At 74.7% G+C, this 18497-nt stretch carries 10 protein-coding genes and 1 pseudogene; 7 read left to right on the forward strand and 4 right to left on the reverse strand.

What is annotated here, in order from left to right:
- The first annotated feature begins 58 nt into the window (after positions 1 to 58).
- On the forward strand, positions 59 to 1891 hold the full coding sequence (locus PYR72_RS09310; protein WP_275454861.1) for an ABC transporter ATP-binding protein: 1833 nt from the start codon (positions 59 to 61) through the stop codon (positions 1889 to 1891).
- Between the two features lie 173 nt (positions 1892 to 2064).
- Positions 2065 to 4194, forward strand: a complete 2130-nt coding sequence (locus PYR72_RS42940) for an ABC transporter ATP-binding protein (protein ID WP_343245520.1) — start codon at positions 2065 to 2067, stop codon at positions 4192 to 4194.
- Here the strand turns inward: PYR72_RS42940 and PYR72_RS42945 are convergent.
- Positions 4117 to 4926 (reverse strand): annotated as a pseudogene (locus tag PYR72_RS42945) (response regulator transcription factor); the annotation flags it as partial. The gene PYR72_RS42940 and the pseudogene PYR72_RS42945 overlap by 78 nt on opposite strands.
- Here PYR72_RS42945 and PYR72_RS09325 point away from each other — a divergent pair.
- The gene (locus tag PYR72_RS09325) at positions 4925 to 7063 is read left to right on the forward strand and encodes a SpoIIE family protein phosphatase (protein WP_275454863.1); all 2139 of its coding nucleotides are present in this window, start codon (positions 4925 to 4927) and stop codon (positions 7061 to 7063) included. The pseudogene PYR72_RS42945 and the gene PYR72_RS09325 overlap by 2 nt on opposite strands.
- A 185-nt stretch (positions 7064 to 7248) precedes the next feature.
- Here PYR72_RS09325 and PYR72_RS09330 read toward each other — a convergent pair whose 3' ends face one another.
- A complete protein-coding gene (locus tag PYR72_RS09330; RefSeq protein ID WP_275454864.1) occupies positions 7249 to 8679 on the reverse strand; it encodes a S1 family peptidase in 1431 nt (476 codons plus the stop codon).
- A gap of 682 nt (positions 8680 to 9361) precedes the next feature.
- Between PYR72_RS09330 and PYR72_RS09335 the strand changes: the two genes are divergently transcribed.
- The 4 genes from PYR72_RS09335 to PYR72_RS09350 all read left to right on the forward strand — a co-directional run bounded on the left by PYR72_RS09335 (position 9362) and on the right by PYR72_RS09350 (position 15544).
- The gene (locus PYR72_RS09335) at positions 9362 to 9577 is read left to right on the forward strand and encodes a hypothetical protein (RefSeq protein WP_005484006.1); all 216 of its coding nucleotides are present in this window, start codon (positions 9362 to 9364) and stop codon (positions 9575 to 9577) included.
- A gap of 102 nt (positions 9578 to 9679) precedes the next feature.
- Positions 9680 to 10486: an HlyD family efflux transporter periplasmic adaptor subunit gene (locus PYR72_RS09340; protein ID WP_275454865.1), complete on the forward strand. Its 807-nt coding sequence runs from the start codon at positions 9680 to 9682 to the stop codon at positions 10484 to 10486.
- Entirely contained in the window at positions 10483 to 12720 is a 2238-nt protein-coding gene (locus PYR72_RS09345) for an NHLP family bacteriocin export ABC transporter peptidase/permease/ATPase subunit (RefSeq protein ID WP_275454866.1), read from the forward strand. Before PYR72_RS09340 ends, PYR72_RS09345 begins: the two co-directional genes overlap by 4 nt.
- A gap of 1 nt (position 12721) precedes the next feature.
- Positions 12722 to 15544, forward strand: a complete 2823-nt coding sequence (locus tag PYR72_RS09350) for an NHLP bacteriocin export ABC transporter permease/ATPase subunit (protein ID WP_275454867.1) — start codon at positions 12722 to 12724, stop codon at positions 15542 to 15544.
- Positions 15545 to 15721: 177 nt separating this feature from the next.
- Here the strand turns inward: PYR72_RS09350 and PYR72_RS09355 are convergent, their stop codons facing one another.
- The gene (locus PYR72_RS09355; protein WP_275454868.1) at positions 15722 to 17014 is read right to left on the reverse strand and encodes an MFS transporter; all 1293 of its coding nucleotides are present in this window, start codon (positions 17012 to 17014) and stop codon (positions 15722 to 15724) included.
- On the reverse strand, positions 17011 to 18480 hold the full coding sequence (locus tag PYR72_RS09360) for an ABC transporter permease subunit (protein ID WP_275460371.1): 1470 nt from the start codon (positions 18478 to 18480) through the stop codon (positions 17011 to 17013). Before PYR72_RS09360 ends, PYR72_RS09355 begins: the two co-directional genes overlap by 4 nt.
- Positions 18481 to 18497 lie beyond the last annotated feature (17 nt).

Genomic DNA, 18497 nt, shown 5'->3' on the forward strand with positions numbered 1-18497 from the left:
CCTCTCCCCTGCCCGGGAAGGAACCGTCCGGGGCTCATTCATCCACGTCAGGACGGGTATGACGACCCTCTGTGAAGCCGGCGCCCCCGGCCCGGCAGCCGCGTCCGTCCCCCTGCTGCGCTCCACCGTCCGGCACTCCGCCCCCCGCTGCACGACCCTGGCCCTCGTGTCCGTGGCCTCGGCGGGGGCGAACCTCGCCCTGCCGCTCGCCCTGGGGCGGGCCCTGGACCTGCTGCTGGCCGGCGACCCGGGCGGCACGCGCTGGGTGCTGTGGTCGACGGGGCTGGTGCTGGCCGTCGCCGCCCTGGACGCGGTCGAGACCGTCCTCGCCGGGACCACGAGCGCCCGGTCCACGGCCTGGCTGCGCCACCGTCTCGTCGGGCACGTCCTGGCCGTGGGGCCCCGGGCGGTCGGCCGTTTCGGGCCCGGCGACCTGGTGGCCCGGCTCGTCGGGAACGCGGCCCAGGCCGGAACGGCCCCCGCCACCACGGCCGCGCTGCTCGCCGCGCTCGCCGGGCCGCTGGGCGCGGTGGCGGCGCTGGCCCTGATCGACCCGTTGCTCATGGTGGTGTTCCTGGCCGGAGCACCCCTGCTCGCCCTGGTGCTGCGCGCGCTCGCCCGGGGCTCCTCCGACTGCGTGGCGCGCTACCAGCGGGCCCAGGGGCGTATCGCGGGCGCGCTGGCCGAGGCCGTCGCCGGACACCGCACGATCGCCGCCGCGGGCATCGCCGACCGGACCGTCGCCCGCGTCCTGGGCCCCCTGCCCGTGCTCTCCCGCGAGGGGCACCGGATGTGGCGGGTCCAGGGCCGGGCCGCCGCGCGGACGGCCGCCGTGGCACCCCTGCTGCAGCTGTCCGTGGTGGCCGCGGCGGGCGTCCTGCTGACCCGGCACCGGCTGTCCGTGGGCGAGCTGCTCGCCGCGTCCCGCTACGCGGTGCTGGCCGCCGGCGTCGGCGTCCTCGTCGGCCATGTCTCGGGCCTGGTCCGCGCCCGGGCGGGGGCGGAGCGGCTCGCCGAGGTCCTGGCCGAGCCCCCGACCCCGTACGGCGGACGGACGCTGCCGCCCCCGGGCCGGGGACAGCCGGTGGGACGCCTGGAGCTGCGCTCCGTGACCGTCCGGCGCGGTGGGCGGACCGTCCTGGACGGGGTCGATCTCCTCGTGCCGGGCGGGAGCACGCTGGCCGTCGTGGGCCGCTCGGGGGCGGGCAAGTCGCTGCTCGCGGCCGTCGCCGGGCGGCTCACCGACCCCGACGAGGGCGAGGTACGGCTCGACGGGGTGCCCGTGGGCGCACTGGACCGCCGGGAACTGCGCGCGGCGGTCGCCCACGCCTTCGAGCGCCCGGCCCTGCTGGGCGGGACCGTGGCGGACACCATCGCCTTCGGTGTCCCGCGTCCCTCCCCGGCCCGCGTCCGGGAGGCGGCCCGTGCCGCGCACGCCGACGCCTTCGTCCGGCGCCTCCCCGACGGCTACGCCACCGCGTGCGCCGACGCGCCCCTGTCGGGCGGGGAGGTCCAACGCCTGGGCCTCGCGCGGGCGTTCGCCCGCGACAGCCGTCTCCTCGTCCTCGACGACGCCCTGTCCAGCCTCGACACCGTCACCGAGCGCCGCGTCACCGACGCGCTCCTGGCCCCCACCGGCGGCAGCCGCCTGGTCATCGCCCATCGGGTCACCACGGCCGCCCGCGCGGACGCGGTGGCATGGCTCGACGGCGGGAAGATCCGGGCGATGGGGCCGCACGCCGTGCTGTGGCGGACGGCGGCCTACCGGGACCTGTTCGGAGAAGGAGCCGGGGCCGGCGCCCCTGCGGCCGAGGAGGACCGGGCCGTCCCGCCCGGCGGGGACGTGCTCCGGGACACCGGGTCCGGCACGCCTCCGTACGGCGGTGGGTGATGGACGGCCAGGACACGCGGCAGGACGCGCGGCTCCGGGCCGGGCGGCCGGAGACCGGACAGGGGGCGGGGGCAGGAGCGGAGGCGGGAGCAGGAGCAGGAGCAGGAGCAGGAGCAGGAGCGGACTCCGCGAGCCGCCCGTCGGACACGGGGCCCGAACCACGGCCCGCTCCGATGCCGGGCGCATCGGGCGCATCGGTCACGTCGGGCACGTCGGGCGCGTCGGGCGCGTCGGGCGCGTCGGGCACGTCGGGCACGTCGGGCGCGTCGGGCGCGTACGAGCCGGAGCGGGACGGACGTTCCGGGCTGTCGGGACCGGGGCGGTCCGGGACCGGCGGCGAACCCTCCGGCGCCGGGCGGCCCGAGCGCCCCTCCTCGCCCGGCCTCCCCCGGCGCGGCCTGCGCTTCCTGCGGAGCCGGGGCCGGGTCGTCGTCCGGCTGGTGCTGTGGTCCGTGCTGGAGGCGGCGCAGACGTTCCTGACGGGGTACGCCCTGGCGCGGGCCCTGGACGACGGGTTTCTCGCCGGGCGGCCGGGGGTCGGGCTGGCATGGCTCGGGGCCGGGGCGGGGGCGGTGGCCGTCGGGGCGTACGGGACCGGGCGGGTGTACGGGTGTGTGGCGGGGCTGGTGGAGCCCCTGCGGGACCGGCTGGTGCGCGAGGTGGTGGCGCGGGGGGTGCGGGAGGCGGACGGCGGGGCCCTGTCCGGGCTGACCCAGCAGGTGGAGATCGCCCGGGACACCTTCGCCGGGCTGGTGATGGTCTCGCGCTCGTTCCTGTTCACGGCCGCCGGGGCACTCGCCGGACTCTTCTCGCTGGCCCCGCCGCTGCTGCTCGTGGTGGCGCCCCCGCTGGCCGCCGGCGTGGCCCTCTTCCTGGCGACGCTCGGGCCGCTGGCCCGCCGTCAGGAGACCTTCCTCGTCGCCGACGAGGCCCTCGCCGCCCGGCTCGGCGACGTCTGCCCCGGGCTGCGGGACATCACGGCCGCCGGCGCGGAGGACATCGTCGCCGGCGACACCGGCCGCCGCGTCGACGCCGAGCACCGGGCCGCCCGCTCACTGGCCCGCTGGGGCGTCGTCCGGGTCGCCGCCCTCGCGATCGGCGGCCATCTGCCCGTCGTCCTGCTGCTGGCCTGCACCCCCTGGCTGCTGGACCGGGGAGTCACCGCGGGCGCCCTGATCGGCGCCCTCGCCTACGTCACCCAGTCCCTCCTGCCCGCGCTGCAGAACCTGGTGCACGGCCTGGGCACCAGCGGCTCCCGGCTCGCGGTGGTCCTGCGCAGACTGCTCCCGCCGGGCCCCGCCGCCCACCCGCCGCACCCGCCCTGCCGGTCCGGGCCCGCGGAGCCGCCGGCGCACACGGCGCCCCAGCCCGCCCCGCCGACGCCCCCGGCACCGCGCGAGGCCGCCGCCCTCTGCCTCTCCGGCGTCACCTTCGCCTACGGCCCCGACGCCGCCCCCGTCCTCGACGACCTCAGTCTCCGTCTCCCCCACGGCACGCATCTGGCCGTCGTCGGTCCCAGCGGCGCCGGGAAGTCCACCCTCGCCGGACTCGCCGCGGGTCTGCTGCGCCCGCGGCACGGCACCGTCCGCTTGTGCGGGGAACGGGCGGCCGGCGCCACAGCACGCGCACACCGGGTGCTCATTCCGCAGGAGGCGTACGTCTTCGGGGGATCCCTCGCCGAGAACCTCGGCGAACTACGGCCGAAACCCGTGCCCGAGGAGGAGCTGTGGGAGGCGGCGGAGGCGGTGGGACTCACCGAGGTGATGGTCCGGCTGGGCGGCCCGGCCGCCGAGGTCGACCCGCGGGCGCTGTCCGCCGGGGAGCGGCAGCTCGTGGCGCTGGGCCGGGCGTATCTGTCGCACGCGCCGGTCGTGATCCTCGACGAGGCGACCTGTCACCTGGACGCGGAGGCGGAGGAGCGCGCGGAACGGGCCTTCGCCCGCCGGCCGGGCACGACGCTTGTGGTCGTCGCCCACCGTGTCAGTTCGGCGCGCCGCGCCGACCGGGTGCTGGTCATGGACGGGCGGTCCGTCGCGTACGGCGAGCACGGCGACCTGCTGGCCCGTTCGCCGCTGTACCGGGACCTGGTCGGCGCCTGGACCCCCGTACCGGTTCCGCCGGGTCCCCGGGGCGGGCGGTCCTCAGAGCCAGCCCTCTCCCTGCGAGATCCGGATGGCGTCGATCCTGTTGCGCGCCCCCGTCTTGCGGGTGATGGCGGCCATGTAGTTGCGCACGGTCCCGTGGGACAGGTGCAGGCTGCCGGCGATCTCGGCGACGGAGGCCCCCTCCGCGGCCAGGGATAACACGCTCAGCTCGCGGCGCGTCAGCGGCATCTCGGCGGCCTTGAGGAAGCCGAAGCCGAGGGAGTCGTCGACGAAGCGTCTGCCCCGGGCGACCTCGCGTATCGCGGACACCAGCCGCTGCGGCGAGCCCTCCTTGTCCACGTACCCGAGGGCCCCGGCCTCGGCCGCCCGCTTCAGCAGTCCGGGTCTGCCCGCGTGGGCCAGGACCAGCAGCCCGGGGGCGGGGGCGGAGCCTCCCGCGCCGCGCAGGTCGCCCAGGGGCGGGATGCCGACCGCGTCGGCGCAGTCCAGGTCGGCGGCGCAGACGTCGGGCCGCAGGGACCGCGCACGGCCCGGCGCCGCGCGCCACGACGCGTCGTGGACCGCCAGGTCGGGTTGCCGGCACAGCCACTCCGCGAGGACCGACCTGACCAGACATTCGTCGTGCACGAGCAGTACCCCGATCACGTTCGCCCTCCGCCTCCCGGCCCACCGATGTCCTCCCGCCCCAAGCGCGTGCCCATTGTCGGCGTCCGTGACCACACACCGGGGCGCGAAGAACCAGCCATCGGGGAGCGCGGGGGCGCACTCGCGGCGCCCGTGCGCGAGTGCGCGCATCGGGCGAGGGGGCATGGGCCGGGCGGGAGGGGGTACGGCGGTGCGTCCGGGGCGGCGCTCGCCGTGCGTGGGCCGCCCCCTAGGAGGAGCCTGGACCCTGGAACCGTCGCGCGGCCGCGAGGAGGTGGTGGGCATGTCCGACGTCCATGGGGCCGCGGGGCGGACGACCGTGGAGACGGAGCGCGTCGGCCATCCGCTGCTCTCCCTGGCGCTGGCCTCGATGATGGACGACGTGGGGGCCCACTCGGGGGCGGTGTATCTGCTGGCGCCGGACGAGCCGGTCCTGGAGATGGCGGTCATGGCGGGCCTGCCGAGGTCGTTCGCCGCGCCCTGGGAGCGGGTGGGGCTGAGCGCGCCGGTCCCCGTCTCCGAGGCGGTGCGCGGCCGGCGGCTGGTGTGGGTCAGCGGCGAGGAGCAGATGGCCCGCCGCTATCCCCGGATCGCCGTGGTCCTGCCCTATCCGTTCGCCCTGGCCGCGCTGCCGGTGGCGACCCGCGACACCACCTACGGGGCCGTCTTCCTGACCTGGCCCGGCTCCCACCCGCCGGAGCTGAGCGAGCGCGAGCGGGACCAGCTGACCTCCGCCTGCGACCGGCTGGCGAAGCGGCTGCGGCGGGCCGAGGAGGAGGGCCGGCCGGTGCTGCCGGAGCCGGACCTGTCGGCGCCGTCGGCGACCATGGTCGCGGGCACGCTCGGCACGGTGGAGGCGGCGCGGATGGTGGCGCGGCTGCCGTACGGGATGTGCGCGCTCGACCTGCACGGACGGATCACCTTCGCCAACGCGGCCACGGCCGAGCTGCTCGGCATCCCGGTGAGCGGTCTGCTGGGCACCCAGCTGTGGGTGTCGGTGCCCTGGCTCAACGATCCCGCGTACGAGGACCGGTACCGGGCGGCGCTGATGAGCCAGCACGTGACGTCGTTCGTGGCGCTCCGGCCGCCGAGCGACTGGCTGTCGTTCCGGCTGTACCCGGGCACGAACGGGCTCAGCGTACGGATCTCACGGGCCCGCGCGGTCGCCGAGGCCGAGCACGCCGCCCGGGTGGAGGAGCCGGGCCGTCTGGTGACCATCCACCATGTGCTGGCGCTGGCGAGCGCGCTCACCGAGGCGGTGAGCGTGCAGGACGTGGTGGACCTGGTCGCCGACGAGATCGTCCCGGCCATCGGCGGCCAGGCCCTGGTGATGTACGGCTCGCGGGGCGGGCGTCTGCACGTGCTCGGGCACCGGGGCTATGCCGACCCGCACCTCGTGGAGCGCTTCGACGGCACGCCGCTCACCGCGCCGATGCCCGGGGCGCACGCCCTGACCACCGGCGTGCCCGCCTTCTTCGAGTCCCGGCAGCAGCTGGAGCACCTGTATCCGGTGCGGCGGGACACCCCGGACGGGCTGAACGCCTGGGCGTACGTCCCGCTGATCGCCTCGGGGCGGCCGGTGGGCACCTGGGTGCTCGGGTACGCGGAGCCGCACCCGTTCCCCGCCGACGAGCGCGCCGTGCTGACCAGCCTCAGCGGTCTCATCGCCCAGGCCCTGGAGCGGGCGCTGCTGTACGACGCCAAGCACCAGCTCGCGCACGGGCTGCAGCAGGCGCTGCTGCCGCACTCGCTGCCGTCGATCCCGGGGATCGAGGCCGCCTCCCGCTATCTGCCCGCCACCCGGGGCATGGACATCGGCGGCGACTTCTTCGACCTGGTCCTCTCGCACGGGCGGGCCTCCGCCGTGATCGGGGACGTCCAGGGACACAACGTGACGGCGGCGGGCCTGATGGGGCAGATCCGTACGGCCGTCCGCGCGTACACCACCGTCGGGCAGGGGCCGCAGGAGGTGATGAGCAGTACCAACCGGCTGCTGATCGACCTGGGTTCGGAGCTGTTCGCGAGCTGTCTGTATCTGCGGCTCGACCCGGCGCACGGGACGGCGGTCATGGCGCGGGCGGGGCATCCGCCGCCGCTGCTGCGCCGGCCGGACGGGAAGGTGCGGGTGCTGGACCTCGCCGGTGGTCCGCTGCTCGGGATCGACGCGGCGGCGGCGTATCCGACGACCGAGGTGGCGCTGACGGAGGGGTCCGTGCTGGTCCTGTACACCGACGGGCTGATCGAGTCGCCGGGGGTGGACATCGAGGACGCGCTGGCGAGTCTCGGGGAGCGGCTGTCGACGGCCGGGGAGCGGCCCCTGGAGTGGCTCGCCGACCGTCTGGTGCGGGAGACGGAGGCGGCGCAGGAGCGGGCGGACGACGTGGCGTTGCTGCTGCTGCGGGCCACCGGCACCGCCGGGTGACCCGGCCGGTCCCGTGCGCGCCGCACGGACGACAACGGTCCGGCCCTCCCGCCGGAGGGCCGGACCGTTCCACCCGCCGGCCGCACCACGAGGGTGGGGCCGACGGGTGGGTCGTGGGACGACGGCCCGGGGTCAGTGGCCGCTGATCGGCGGGCCGTCGTCCACGTACGGGGTGGGGGTCCGCCTCAGCGCTGGACGCCCTGCTGCTCGCCGCCCTGCTGCTGCTCGCCGCCCTGGTCACCGGCGCCCTGGTCGTGCTGCTGCTGGCCCGCTCCGGCGTCGGCACCGGCCGCGGCGCCCGCACCGGCGTCACCGGCACCCTGCTCCTCGCCCGCACCGGCCGCGGCGGCGCCCTCTTCCTGACCGGCGCCCGCGGCGGCGGCGCCCTCTTCCTGGCCGGCACCGGCGGCGGCACCGCCGTCGGCCTGCTCGCCGGCACCGGCGGCGGCACCTCCGTCAGCCTGCTCACCGGCGCCCGCACCGGCGTCGCCGAGGGTCGCGCCGACCGCCGCGAGGGCGGTGGTGACCGGCTGGAAGAACGTCTCGCCGCCGACGGTGCAGTCGCCGCTGCCACCGGAGGTCAGGCCGATGGCCTGGCCGTCCTGGGTGAACAGCGAGCCGCCGCTGTCGCCGGGCTCGGCGCAGACGTCGGTCTGGATGAGCCCGGTCACCGTGCCCTCGGGGTAGTTGACCGTGGCTTCGAGACCGGTGACCTGGCCGTCGGCGAGGCCGGTGGTGCTGCCCATGCGGAAGACCTGGAGGCCGACCTCGGCCTCGCCCGCCGCCTTGATGTCGACCGTCTGGCCGTTGCCGAGGTCGACCGTGCTGGCCGCCTGGGTCGCCGGGTCGTTGTAGTTGACCAGGGCGAAGTCACCGGCGCCGGGGAAGGTGGCGGTCGCGGCGTCGACCGTGGCGATCGGGGCGCCGCCCTCCTCCTCGGACCATTCGGCCTCGGCGACACCGCAGTGACCGGCGGTCAGGAAGGCCGGGGCGCCTTCGGCGTTGACGACGTTGAAGCCGGCCGAGCAGCGCGCGCCGCCGCCGAAGATGGCGTCGCCGCCCTCCAGGAACGGCTTGAACGTGCCGGCGGACTTCTTGATGGCCGCCATGTCCGTGCCGAGCGACTTGGTGGCCGACTCGATGGTGTCCCAGTTCTCGCCCGTGACCGTGGAGTCGGCGGTGACCTGGATCTTGTTCGTGCGGGGGTCGATGGCCCACGCGGTGCCCGGAACGCTGGCCTTCGCCTTCAGCGTCGCCGCGCCCTTCTGGAGCTCGGACCAGCTGTTGTCGACCTCACGGACCTTCGCACCGGCCGACTGCGCCTGGATGATCACGTTGTTGTCGTCGCCGTCGATCTGCAGGCCGTCGATGACGTTGATGACGAGCTGCTTCTCGGCCGAGTCGTAGTACGCGCCTGCGAACGCGTCACCGAGTGCCTCGCGGAGCTTGGAGGCGAGGTCCGAGGCGTCACTCGCGGCGAGCGTCCTGGGGGCGGCGCCCTTCGCGTCCGTCTGCGACGCCATGGCGTTCGGCAGGATGAGGGCTGCCGCGCCGAGCGCCGCCACGCCGCCTGCAGCTATGAACGCCTTGCGCTTGGTGGCTCGTTTGTGACTCAACTCTTGACCTCCTGGGGACGGGGTCCGTGCCGCCGTCCGGCGGGTGAACTGGGGGCGCCTGGTTGCCAGTTGGTACGGATGGTTCCGGTGGGGTGTTCAACGCTCCGCAAAAAGATTCCGCTCTTCCATTTCGCAAAGCGCGCTACGCCCCCCGTTCGCCCGTCATGTCAGGACTTCCCGCCCGCACCTCCTGTGGGGCGCCCGTGCGCGACGGGGGCCCGCGCCGCGCCCGGCACGCTCGGCGACCGTCCGGTAGCGGTCCGTCCCCCTCGGCGGCCGGGAAACCGGCTTCCGGGAATCTCCACACCGAATGCCCAGCGGGGTCACGGCCGACGGGAGTTCTGCACACGGGTGACTCGTGTCCCGTGCCTTTCAGGAGGACTGTCCCATTCGTTTTCCGGACGGCAACGAACCGCGTATGACGATGCCGCGATCCGTGTGAAGAAGCTGCCCCCAACCCGTGCCCGAGCCTGCACGGATGGAACGCCATGGTCACCAAGAGCGCTGGTGGGAGGCCCTGTTGATTGGAAGTGCGCAACGGCGGTCTGCTTTGATCCATCGCACCGCGGGGGCCGCCGGACTCTCGGAGACGAGAGCGGGCACCCACGTGCGCGGCCGTCGTTCTGTCCCCAGAAGGGGGCCGCTCCCCCCTATGAAGAGCTATACGAAGGGAAGTTCCCCCATGAACTCCACCCCCCAGGTCGAGACCGCCGAGATCTCGGACGCCGCCCTCGACGCCGTCTCCGGTGGCCTGTCCGTCAACGCCGTCGGCACCGTCACCGGCCTGGTGGACGGCGTCGCCCCGGTCTCCGGCCTGGTCAACACGGCCGTCGGCACGGTCGAGGGTGTCACCGGCCTGAACACCGCCCCGGTGACGAGCCTGGTCGCCGGTCTCTGATCGAGCCCCGGTGCCGCTGAGTCCCGGAACCACCTGACCGGTTCCGGGACTCTCCGGTGCCCGAACGTCCTCCTCCCGAGTCGCGCAGGTGAGGGAAGTCCCGTGCAGTTCCGCCAACAGGCCCTCGCCAAGCTCCGGTCACCGGAGGAACTCGACCTGCCGGTGCGGTTCGCCCGCCCGCAGGGCTGGCTGGTGCTGTCCGTGACGGTGGCCGCCATGGCCGCCGCGTCCGTGTGGGCCGTGACGGGTTCCGTCGCCTCCACCGTCAGCGCCCCCGCCGTCCTCACCCACGGCCAGGGCAGCTACATCCTGCAGAGTCCCGTCGCCGGCCAGGTCACCGCCGTGCTCGCACGGCAGGGCGAGCGGCTGCCCGCCCGGGCCCCCGTCCTGAAGGTCGCCACCGCCGACGGCGAGAAGGTCGTACGGTCCGTCGCCGCGGGCCGGGTCTCCGCGCTCGCCGCCACGATCGGCCGGATCATCAGCACGGGCACCGACGTCGCGGCGATCGAGAAGGTCGCCGACGCCGACGATCCGCTCTGCGCGACGGTGTACGTGCCCGCCGAGAACGCCGCCTCGATCCCCGACGACGCCGCCGTGGACCTGACCGTGCAGTCGGCGCCCACCCAGCGGTACGGCGTGCTGCGCGGCCATGTGAAGAAGGTGGACCGCACCGCGCAGACCCCGCAGTCGATCGCCGCGTTCCTCGGGGACACCCAGCTGGGCGAGCAGTTCACCAGGAAGGGCCGGCCGGTGGCCGTCACCGTACGGCTGGACCGCAGGGCGTCGACCGAGTCGGGCTACGCGTGGTCCTCGCAGGACGGGCCGCCGTTCGAGCTGACCTCCATGACCATGGCCACCGGTTCGATCCGGCTGGCCGACGAGCGTCCCGTCGATTGGCTGCTCCCGTGACCGCGTCCCAGGACACCTCCCGGCCGCCGGCGCGCGGCAGACGCAAGGCCGCCCCGCAGAAGCGCCCGGTGCCCAAGGTCCGGCAGCGGACGGTGCGTACGCCGACCGTGCTGCAGATGGAGGCCGTGGAGTGCGGCGCCGCCGCCCTCGCCATGGTCCTCGGACACCACGGGCGGCATGTCCCGCTGGAGGAACTGCGCATCGCCTGCGGTGTCTCCCGTGACGGCTCCCGCGCCAGCAACCTGCTGAAGGCGGCCCGCAGTTACGGCCTGACCGCCAAGGGCATGCAGATGGACGTGGCCGCCCTCGCCGAGCTCAAGGCCCCTGCCGTCCTGTTCTGGGAGTTCAACCACTACGTCGTCTACGACGGCATGGGGCGCCGTCTGGGCCGGCGCGGCGTCCACGTCAACGACCCCGGCAAGGGACGCCGGTTCGTGCCCATGGAGGACTTCGACGCCGCCTTCACCGGGGTCGTCCTCGTCATGGAGCCCGGCGACGACTTCGCGAAGGGCGGCCGCAGGCCGGGGGTGCTCGGCGCCATGCCCGCCCGGATGCGCGGCACCGCCGGCACCCTGCCCGCCGCCGTCCTCGCCAGTCTGCTGCTGGTGGTGGTCGGCGCGGCGGTGCCCGCGCTGAGCCGCACCTACATCGACATGTTCCTGATCGGCGGTCAGACCTCCCTGCTGGGTGTGCTGTTCGGGTCGATGGGCGCGTGCGTGCTGCTGACGGTCCTGCTGACCTGGCTGCAGCAGGCCAACCTGCTGCGCGGCCGCCTGATCTCCTCGACCCTGTCCAGCGCCCGCTTCCTGCGGCACCTGCTGCGGCTGCCCGTCACCTTCTTCTCCCAGCGCAGCCCCGCCGACCTCGTCCAGCGCCTGCGGTCCAACGACGCGGTCGCCGAGACCCTGGCCCGCGACCTCGCGGCCGCCGGTGTCGACGCGGTCGTCGTCCTCCTCTACGCCGTGCTCCTCTACACCTACGACCCTCAGCTGACCTTCGTCGGTGTCGCGGTGGCGCTGCTGAACGTGGTGGCGATGCGGGTGGTGATCCGGCTGCGCGCGACCCGTACGGCGAAGCTGCGCGCCGACAACGCCCGGCTCACCACCACGGCGTACACCGGGCTGCAGCTGATCGAGACGATGAAGGCGACCGGCGGCGAGGAGGGCTACTTCCGCAAGTGGGCCGGGCAGCACGCCACCACGCTGGAGGAGCAGCAGCGTCTGGGGGTGCCGAGCGCCTGGCTGGGGGTGGTCGCCCCGACCCTCGCGACCCTCAACAGCGCGCTCATCCTCTGGATCGGCGGCATGCGGGCCCTCGAGGGCCATATCTCCGTCGGCCTGCTGGTGGCCTTCCAGGCGCTGGTCACCCGGTTCACCGCGCCGATCACCCGGCTCAACGGCGTGGCGGGCCGTATCCAGGACTTCGCGGCGGACGTGGCCCGCCTCAAGGACGTCGAGAACTTCCGGGCCGACCCGCTGTACGCCCGCCCGGACGCCGCCGAGTCCACCCGCCGGCTGCAGGGCCATGTGGAGCTGGAGAACATCACCTTCGGCTACAGCCCTCTCGACACACCCCTGCTCACCGGCTTCGACCTCACCGTCGGCCCGGGTCGGCAGGTGGCTCTGGTCGGCGGCTCCGGCAGCGGCAAGTCGACGGTGTCCCGGCTGATCTCCGGGCTGTACACCCCCTGGGAGGGGGTGATCCGGATCGACGGCCGGCGTCTGGAGGACATTCCGCGGGGAGCCCTGGCCGCCTCGGTGTCCTTCGTCGACCAGGAGGTCTTCCTGTTCGAGGGCACGGTCCGCGACAACGTGGCCCTGTGGGACCCGTCGATCCCGGACGAGGCCGTGGTGGAGGCGCTGCGGGACGCGGCCCTGTACGACGTGGTGGCCCGCCGGCCGGGCGGCATCAGCAGCAGGGTCGAGCAGGACGGCCGTAACTTCTCGGGCGGGCAGCGGCAACGTCTGGAGATCGCGCGGGCGTTGGTCCGCCGGCCCAGCATCCTGGTCCTCGACGAGGTGACCAGCGCGCTCGACGCGGAGACCGAGCTGATCGTGATGGACAACCTCCGCAAGCGCGGCTGCGCGTGCGTGGTGATCGCCCACCGGCTCTCCACCGTCCGCGACAGCGACGAGATCGTCGTCCTGCGGCACGGGACGATCGTGGAACGCGGACGGCACGAGGAGCTGGTGGCACGCGGCGGCGCGTACGCCCAGCTGGTCAGGGAGCACTGAGATGACGTCCCCGTCCGGCGAGGGCGACCTCGTCCTCGGCGCCTTCGGCGCCCTGGGCACCCCCCTCGACTGCGCCGGCCGTACCCGCCTCGACCTCGAAGGGCCGCAGACCCTGTGGCTGGTGGCCTCCGGCGCCCTGGACCTGTTCGCGGTCGACGCCGACGGGCAGGGCCACTGGCACCATCTGGGCCGTCTGGAGGCGGGCGCGCTGCTGCTCGGCCCGGTCGCCGGGCCCCAGCACACCCTGGTCGCCCGCCCGCTGCGCGACTGCGTGGTGCGGCGCGTCGGCCTGCGCGAGCTGTACCAGCAGACGGGCACCGAGACCTGGTCGTACGACGCGTGGGGCAACCCCATGCTCGTCGAGCCGCAGGTCAGCCCGCTCGAACACGCCCTGGCCCTGGGCGTCGGCCGCGGTCTGTCGGTCCTCTTCCAGGCGCCGATGGCCGGCGAGCAGGCCGCCGTGCCCACCGACGACGACGTGTTCTGGATGCGGGTGCCGCCCGGCAGCGTCCAGTACGGCTCGCTCTACGGTGCCGAGGCGGCGGCCGACCTGCTGATGGACCCCGGGGTCTGGCAGAGCATGGTCGACCAGCAGTTCCGGCTGCTGGCCACGCTGGACCGCTGGATCGAGCAGTTGGAGCGGAGCCACGAGGACCGGACGGCGGCCGGGATCAAGGCCGGTGAGGCGGTGCGCGCCCAGGCCGACCGCACGCTCCTCGCGTCGATCGGCACGTCCTCCGCGCACCGGCGGACGACCGCCGCCGACGCGGACGCCACGTACGCGGCCTGTGAACTGGTCGCCCGGGCGGCCGGGATCACCCTGTCCGAGCCGGCACGGAGCGGCACCGAGAGCGACCGGCTCGACCCGGTGGAGCGCGTCGCGCTCGCCTCACGGGTCCGGATCCGGGCCGTACGTCTCGCCGGGAGCTGGTGGCGGGAGGACGTGGGCCCGCTGGTCGGGCACCGGGCGCTGTCCGGGGCCCCGGTCGCGCTGCTGTGGCGGCGCGGCGGCTATGTGGCCGTACAGCCCTCGTCGGGCCGGGAGACGCCGATCGAGAAGGCGAACGCGGCGGAGTTCGAGCCGCGGGCCGTGATGTTCTACCGCCCGTTGCCCGAGCGGGTGCCGGGCCCGCTGCGGCTGATGCGGTTCAGTCTGCACGGCACGCGCGGCGACCTGACGGGGCTGCTGCTCAGCGGCCTGGTGACGGTCCTCCTCGGCTCGCTGGTGCCCGTCGCGACGGGCAAGGTCCTCGGCGAGTACGTGCCGAAGGCGCAGGAGGACCTGATCGTGCGGGTCTGTCTGGCGATCATGCTGGCGAGTGTGGTGTCGGCCGCGTTCCTGCTTCTGCAGAACATGACGATCCTCCGGCTGGAGGGCCGTATCGAGGCGACCCTCCAGCCTGCGGTCTGGGACCGGTTGCTGCGGCTCCCCACCGCGTTCTTCGCCTCGCGTTCCACGGGGGAACTGGCCGGGGCCGCCATGGGCATCAGCGCGATCCGCCGCACCCTGGCCGGGGTCGGCCCGGTCGTCGCGCAGTCAGTGACCGTCGGCGCCGTGAACCTCGCCCTGCTGCTCTGGTACAGCGTGCCCATGGCCCTGGCGGCGATCGGCATGCTGGTGCTGGTGGCCTCCGTCTTCCTCGGCCTCGGCCTGTGGCAGGTCCGCTGGCAGCGCCGTCTGGTGGTCCTCGGCAACAAGCTCGACAACCGGGCCTTCCAGACCCTGCGCGGTCTGCCGAAGCTGCGGGTGGCCGCCGCCGAGAACTACGCCTACGCCGCCTGGGCGGGCGAGTTCGCGCGCAGCCGTGAGCTGCAGCAGAAGGTGGGCGGCATCAAGAACCTCAACACGGTGCTGGGGGCGGTGTATCTCCCGCTGTGCACCCTGCTGATGTTCATGCTGCTGGCGGGGCCGGCGCGGGGGTCGCTGTCGGCGGCGGAGTTCCTGACCTTCAACACCTCGGTGACGATGCTGCTGACGTCGGTCACCCAGCTGACGGGCGCGTTCGTCTCGGCGGTGGCGGTGCTGCCGCTGTTCGAGGAGATCAAGCCGGTCCTGGAGGCCACGCCGGAGGTGCGGACGGGGAGTACGCGCCCGGGTGTCCTGTCCGGTGCGCTGGAGGCCCGCCGCCTCTCCTTCCGCTACGCGGACGACGGCCCGCTGGTGCTGGACGACGTGTCCTTCGCCGTCGCGCCGGGCGAGTTCGTGGCGGTCGTCGGCCCGAGCGGCTGCGGCAAGTCGACGCTGCTGAGGCTGCTCATCGGCTTCGACAAGCCGGTCTCCGGCAGTGTGCTCTACGACGGTCAGGACCTGGGCGCCCTCGACCGGTCCGCCGTGCGCCGGCAGTGCGGTGTCGTCCTGCAGCACGCGCAGCCGTTCACCGGCTCGATCCTGGACGTCATCTGCGGGACGGAGCCGTACACGCCCGAGGAGGCGATGGCGGCGGCGGCGATGGCGGGTCTCGCCGAGGACATCCAGCGGATGCCGATGGGGCTGCACACCATCGTCCAGGGCAACGGGACGATCTCCGGGGGCCAGCGTCAACGTCTGATGATCGCGCAGGCGTTGATCCGCCGCCCCCGCATCCTCTTCTTCGACGAGGCCACGAGCGCGCTCGACAACGAGACGCAGCGGACGGTGATCGAGAGCACGCGTGCGCTGAACGCGACGCGGGTCGTGATCGCCCACCGGTTGTCCACGGTGATGGACGCGGACCGGGTGGTGGTGATGGAGGACGGCAAGGTGGCGGAGGTCGGCCCGCCGGCCCAGTTGCTCGCGAACCCCGCGGGACGGCTGCGCGAGCTGGTGCGTCGTCAGATGGCCTGAGGTCAGTTCCCCGCGCCCCTGAAAGGCACAGGCCCTGCGGGCCTGAAAAGCAGCGGGCGCAGCCCCTGCTTTTCAGGGGCGCGGGGAACTGCGCGACCAGCCCCCACCGGACGGACGCCTGGGGGTCGAAGGGGCGCAGCCCCTTGAGGATGGGAAGGGTAGGGGCGGCGGGGGCGCTCACCCCCGGCGCGGTAGCAGCAGAACCGCCGCAACCGGAACCACCACGAGCACCGCCCACGGCACCCCACCCGGCACCCCACCCCCCATGAGCGCCCCGACCCCCGCACTACCCCCCAGCACGATCAGCCCCGAGACAGAAGACATCGCCCCGGTGTAGAGCCCCAGCCGCCCCGCCGCCGCAAGATCCGGCACCCACGCCCGCGCCGCCGGCGCCACGAGCATCTGCCCCACCGTCAGCAGCACCACGAACCCGGCGGCGGGCAGCAGCCCCGCGTACCCCGTCCACCCGGCGGGCAGCGCCACCGCCACCACCGCGAACCCGGCCGCGATCAGCAGCAGCCCCGCCGTCATGGACCGCCGCAGGTCCAGCCGCTCCCCCACCCACCGCGTGACCGGCAGCTGCGCGCTCACCACCAGCAGCGAGGAGAGCCCGAACAGCCAGGCCAGCGCGGACTGCGACCCCGTGGCCCGCTCGACCTCGTCGGGGAGGAGCAGATAGAGCTGGTTGTAGGCCAGCAGATACGCCCCGTACGCGCAGCACAGCGCCAGGAACCGCCGGTTGCGCAGCAGCCCGCCGAGGCCGCCGCGCACCTCGACGCGTTCACGGCCCGGTATGTGCTGCGGCAGCAGTCGCGCGTGCCCGGCGAGGACGAGCACGAAGATCCCGGCGCCCGCGAGGCACACCACCCGGAAGTCGATGGCCAGCAGCAGCGCGCCGAGCAGTGGTCCGACGAAGGCGCCGGCCTGTCCGGCCACCGTGAACAGCGCGAGGACGCCGGTGCGGGGGCCGCCGCCCGACCGCTCCCACACCACGGCCTGCCGGGCGACCTCGGACTCCACGGCGGGCGAGAACAGGGCCGCCGCGCACCCGATCAGCAGGACCGACCCGATCACGGACCAGTCGGCGTCGGCGTACCCGAGCCAGACGAACCCGGCGATCCGCAGTACGCATCCGGCCAGGACCACGGGCCGGACGCCGTAGCGGTCGGCGAGCGCGCCGCCCACCACGAACAGCCCCTGCTGGCTGAAGGTCCGCAGGCCGAGCACGAAGCCGACCATCCAGCCGGCCATGCCGATCGCCGTCCCCAGATGCCCGGCGAGGAACGGCAGCACGGCGTAGAAGCCGACGTTGAAGGCGAGCTGGGTGAGGATCAGCAGCCGGAGGAGCGGGTCGAGCCGTGCCCAGGTGCCGCGCCGGGACGACGCGGCGATGCTCTTCTCGGGGGTCCGGTGCGGCGTCCGCCGCTCCGGTATGTCGCTCACCGGCTGCTTCTTCAAGGGCTCGGTCATCCTGTCTCTCCGACGGTGGGGGCGACGACGGGCGGCGTTCGGCGCGGGAACCCGGCGAGGCGCGGGCGCGGCCACCGCACCCCGCCCGCGGCCGTGACCGCGAGCGCGCCGAGGAGGGCGAGGGCGGTGGCGGGGGCGAGGACGGCCCAGGGGGCGCGTTCGGCGTAGGGCTGGTTCTCGGCGAGGAGGAGGCCCCATTCCGGGTCGGGCGGCTGCGCGCCCAGGCCGAGGAAGCCGAGGGAGGTCAGGGCGAGGGCCACGCCGGGCAGCCGCAGGAGGGCGTGGCGGGCGACGGGCGGCAGGACGGCGGGCAGCAGTTCGCGGCGGAGCAGGTAGCCGGTGCCCGCGCCGAGCCCCTTCGTGGCCGTGATGTGTGTGGTGGCCCGCTCCTGTTCGAGCAGGGCCGTGGTGTGCGCGGCGAGCGGTACCCAGGCCACGGCGGCGACGGCCAGCGCCGGTGTCGTCGCTCCGCTGCCGGCGACTCCGGCGACGAGCAGTCCCGCGAGGACCGCCGGGATCGCGTTGACCGTGTCGACGAGGGGCCCGGAGAAGCGGGGCAGCAGTCCGAGGAGCAGGCCCGCGAGGAGCGCGGCGGCACTGATGGTGACGGCCAGGGCGAGGGTGGTGAAGGCCCCGTGGCCGATCCGGGCGAGCAGGTCGCGGCCGAGCGCGTCGGTGCCCAGCGGGTGGGCCCAGGACGGAGGCCGGAGCCGGGCCCCGGTGTCGAGGGCGAGCGGGTCACGGGTCAGGCCGAGCGCGATGACCGCGAGGAGCAGCGTGCCGTGGACCAGCGGAGCGCGGCGGGGTGCGGGCGGCTTCGGGCCGTGCAGGGAGTGCAGCGCGCCGTCGCGCAGGGCCGGGCCGATCAGCAGCCGGGCGGCGAGACGGGCGAGGGCGCCGGCGACGGCGGCCAGCAGGACCAGGGCGAGCGTGCCGGCCTGGAGGACGGGGAGGTCCTGGGCGATGGCGGCCTGGAGGGTGGTGCGGCCGAGACCGGGTATGTCGAAGATCTGCTCGACGGTGACGGCGCCGCCGGTGAGCCCGACCACGAACAGGCCGATGTTGGGCAGGAGTCCGGGCACGCAACGGCGGACGGCCTGGCGCGCGACGGACCGCCCGGATATGCCGCGCGCGGCGGCGGCCAGCGCCCAGGGCTCGGCGAAGGCGCCGGGCAGCAGGTCGTCGAGCATCCGGCCCAGCAGTGCGCCGGCGGGCAGCCCGAGGGCGAGGGCGGGCAGCACCGTCCACCGCGGCCCGTACCAGCCGAGCGCGGGCAGCCAGCCGAGGTGCACTCCGACGGCGACGGCGAGTACGGAGCCGGTGAGGAACTCGGGGAGCGCGGCGAGCATCGCGGCCAGGCTGCCGCCGGCGCGGCGGTCGTCGAGGCGTCGGTGCGCGCCGAGCCACAGGGTGCGGGCGCAGACCGTCGTGGCCGTGGCCGCCGCGACGAGGAGCGCGGTGGCCATCAGCAGCAGCGAGGCGC

Origin of the sequence: Streptomyces sp. VNUA24, from assembly GCF_029167005.1 — a bacterium.
Classification (GTDB): Bacteria; Actinomycetota; Actinomycetes; order Streptomycetales; family Streptomycetaceae; genus Streptomyces; species Streptomyces scabiei.

Excerpts from the sequence above, each read along its gene's own strand:
- PYR72_RS09310 (WP_275454861.1), top strand. The coding sequence starts at position 59 with ATGACGACCCTCTGTGAAGCCGGCGCCCCCGGCCCGGCAGCCGCGTCC.
- PYR72_RS42940 (WP_343245520.1), top strand. The coding sequence starts at position 2,065 with ATGCCGGGCGCATCGGGCGCATCGGTCACGTCGGGCACGTCGGGCGCG.
- PYR72_RS09325 (WP_275454863.1), top strand. The coding sequence starts at position 4,925 with ATGTCCGACGTCCATGGGGCCGCGGGGCGGACGACCGTGGAGACGGAG.
- PYR72_RS09335 (WP_005484006.1), top strand. The coding sequence starts at position 9,362 with ATGAACTCCACCCCCCAGGTCGAGACCGCCGAGATCTCGGACGCCGCC.
- PYR72_RS09350 (WP_275454867.1), top strand. The coding sequence starts at position 12,722 with ATGACGTCCCCGTCCGGCGAGGGCGACCTCGTCCTCGGCGCCTTCGGC.
- PYR72_RS09355 (WP_275454868.1), bottom strand. The coding sequence starts at position 17,014 with ATGACCGAGCCCTTGAAGAAGCAGCCGGTGAGCGACATACCGGAGCGG.
- PYR72_RS09360 (WP_275460371.1), bottom strand. The coding sequence starts at position 18,480 with ATGGCCACCGCGCTCCTCGTCGCGGCGGCCACGGCCACGACGGTCTGC.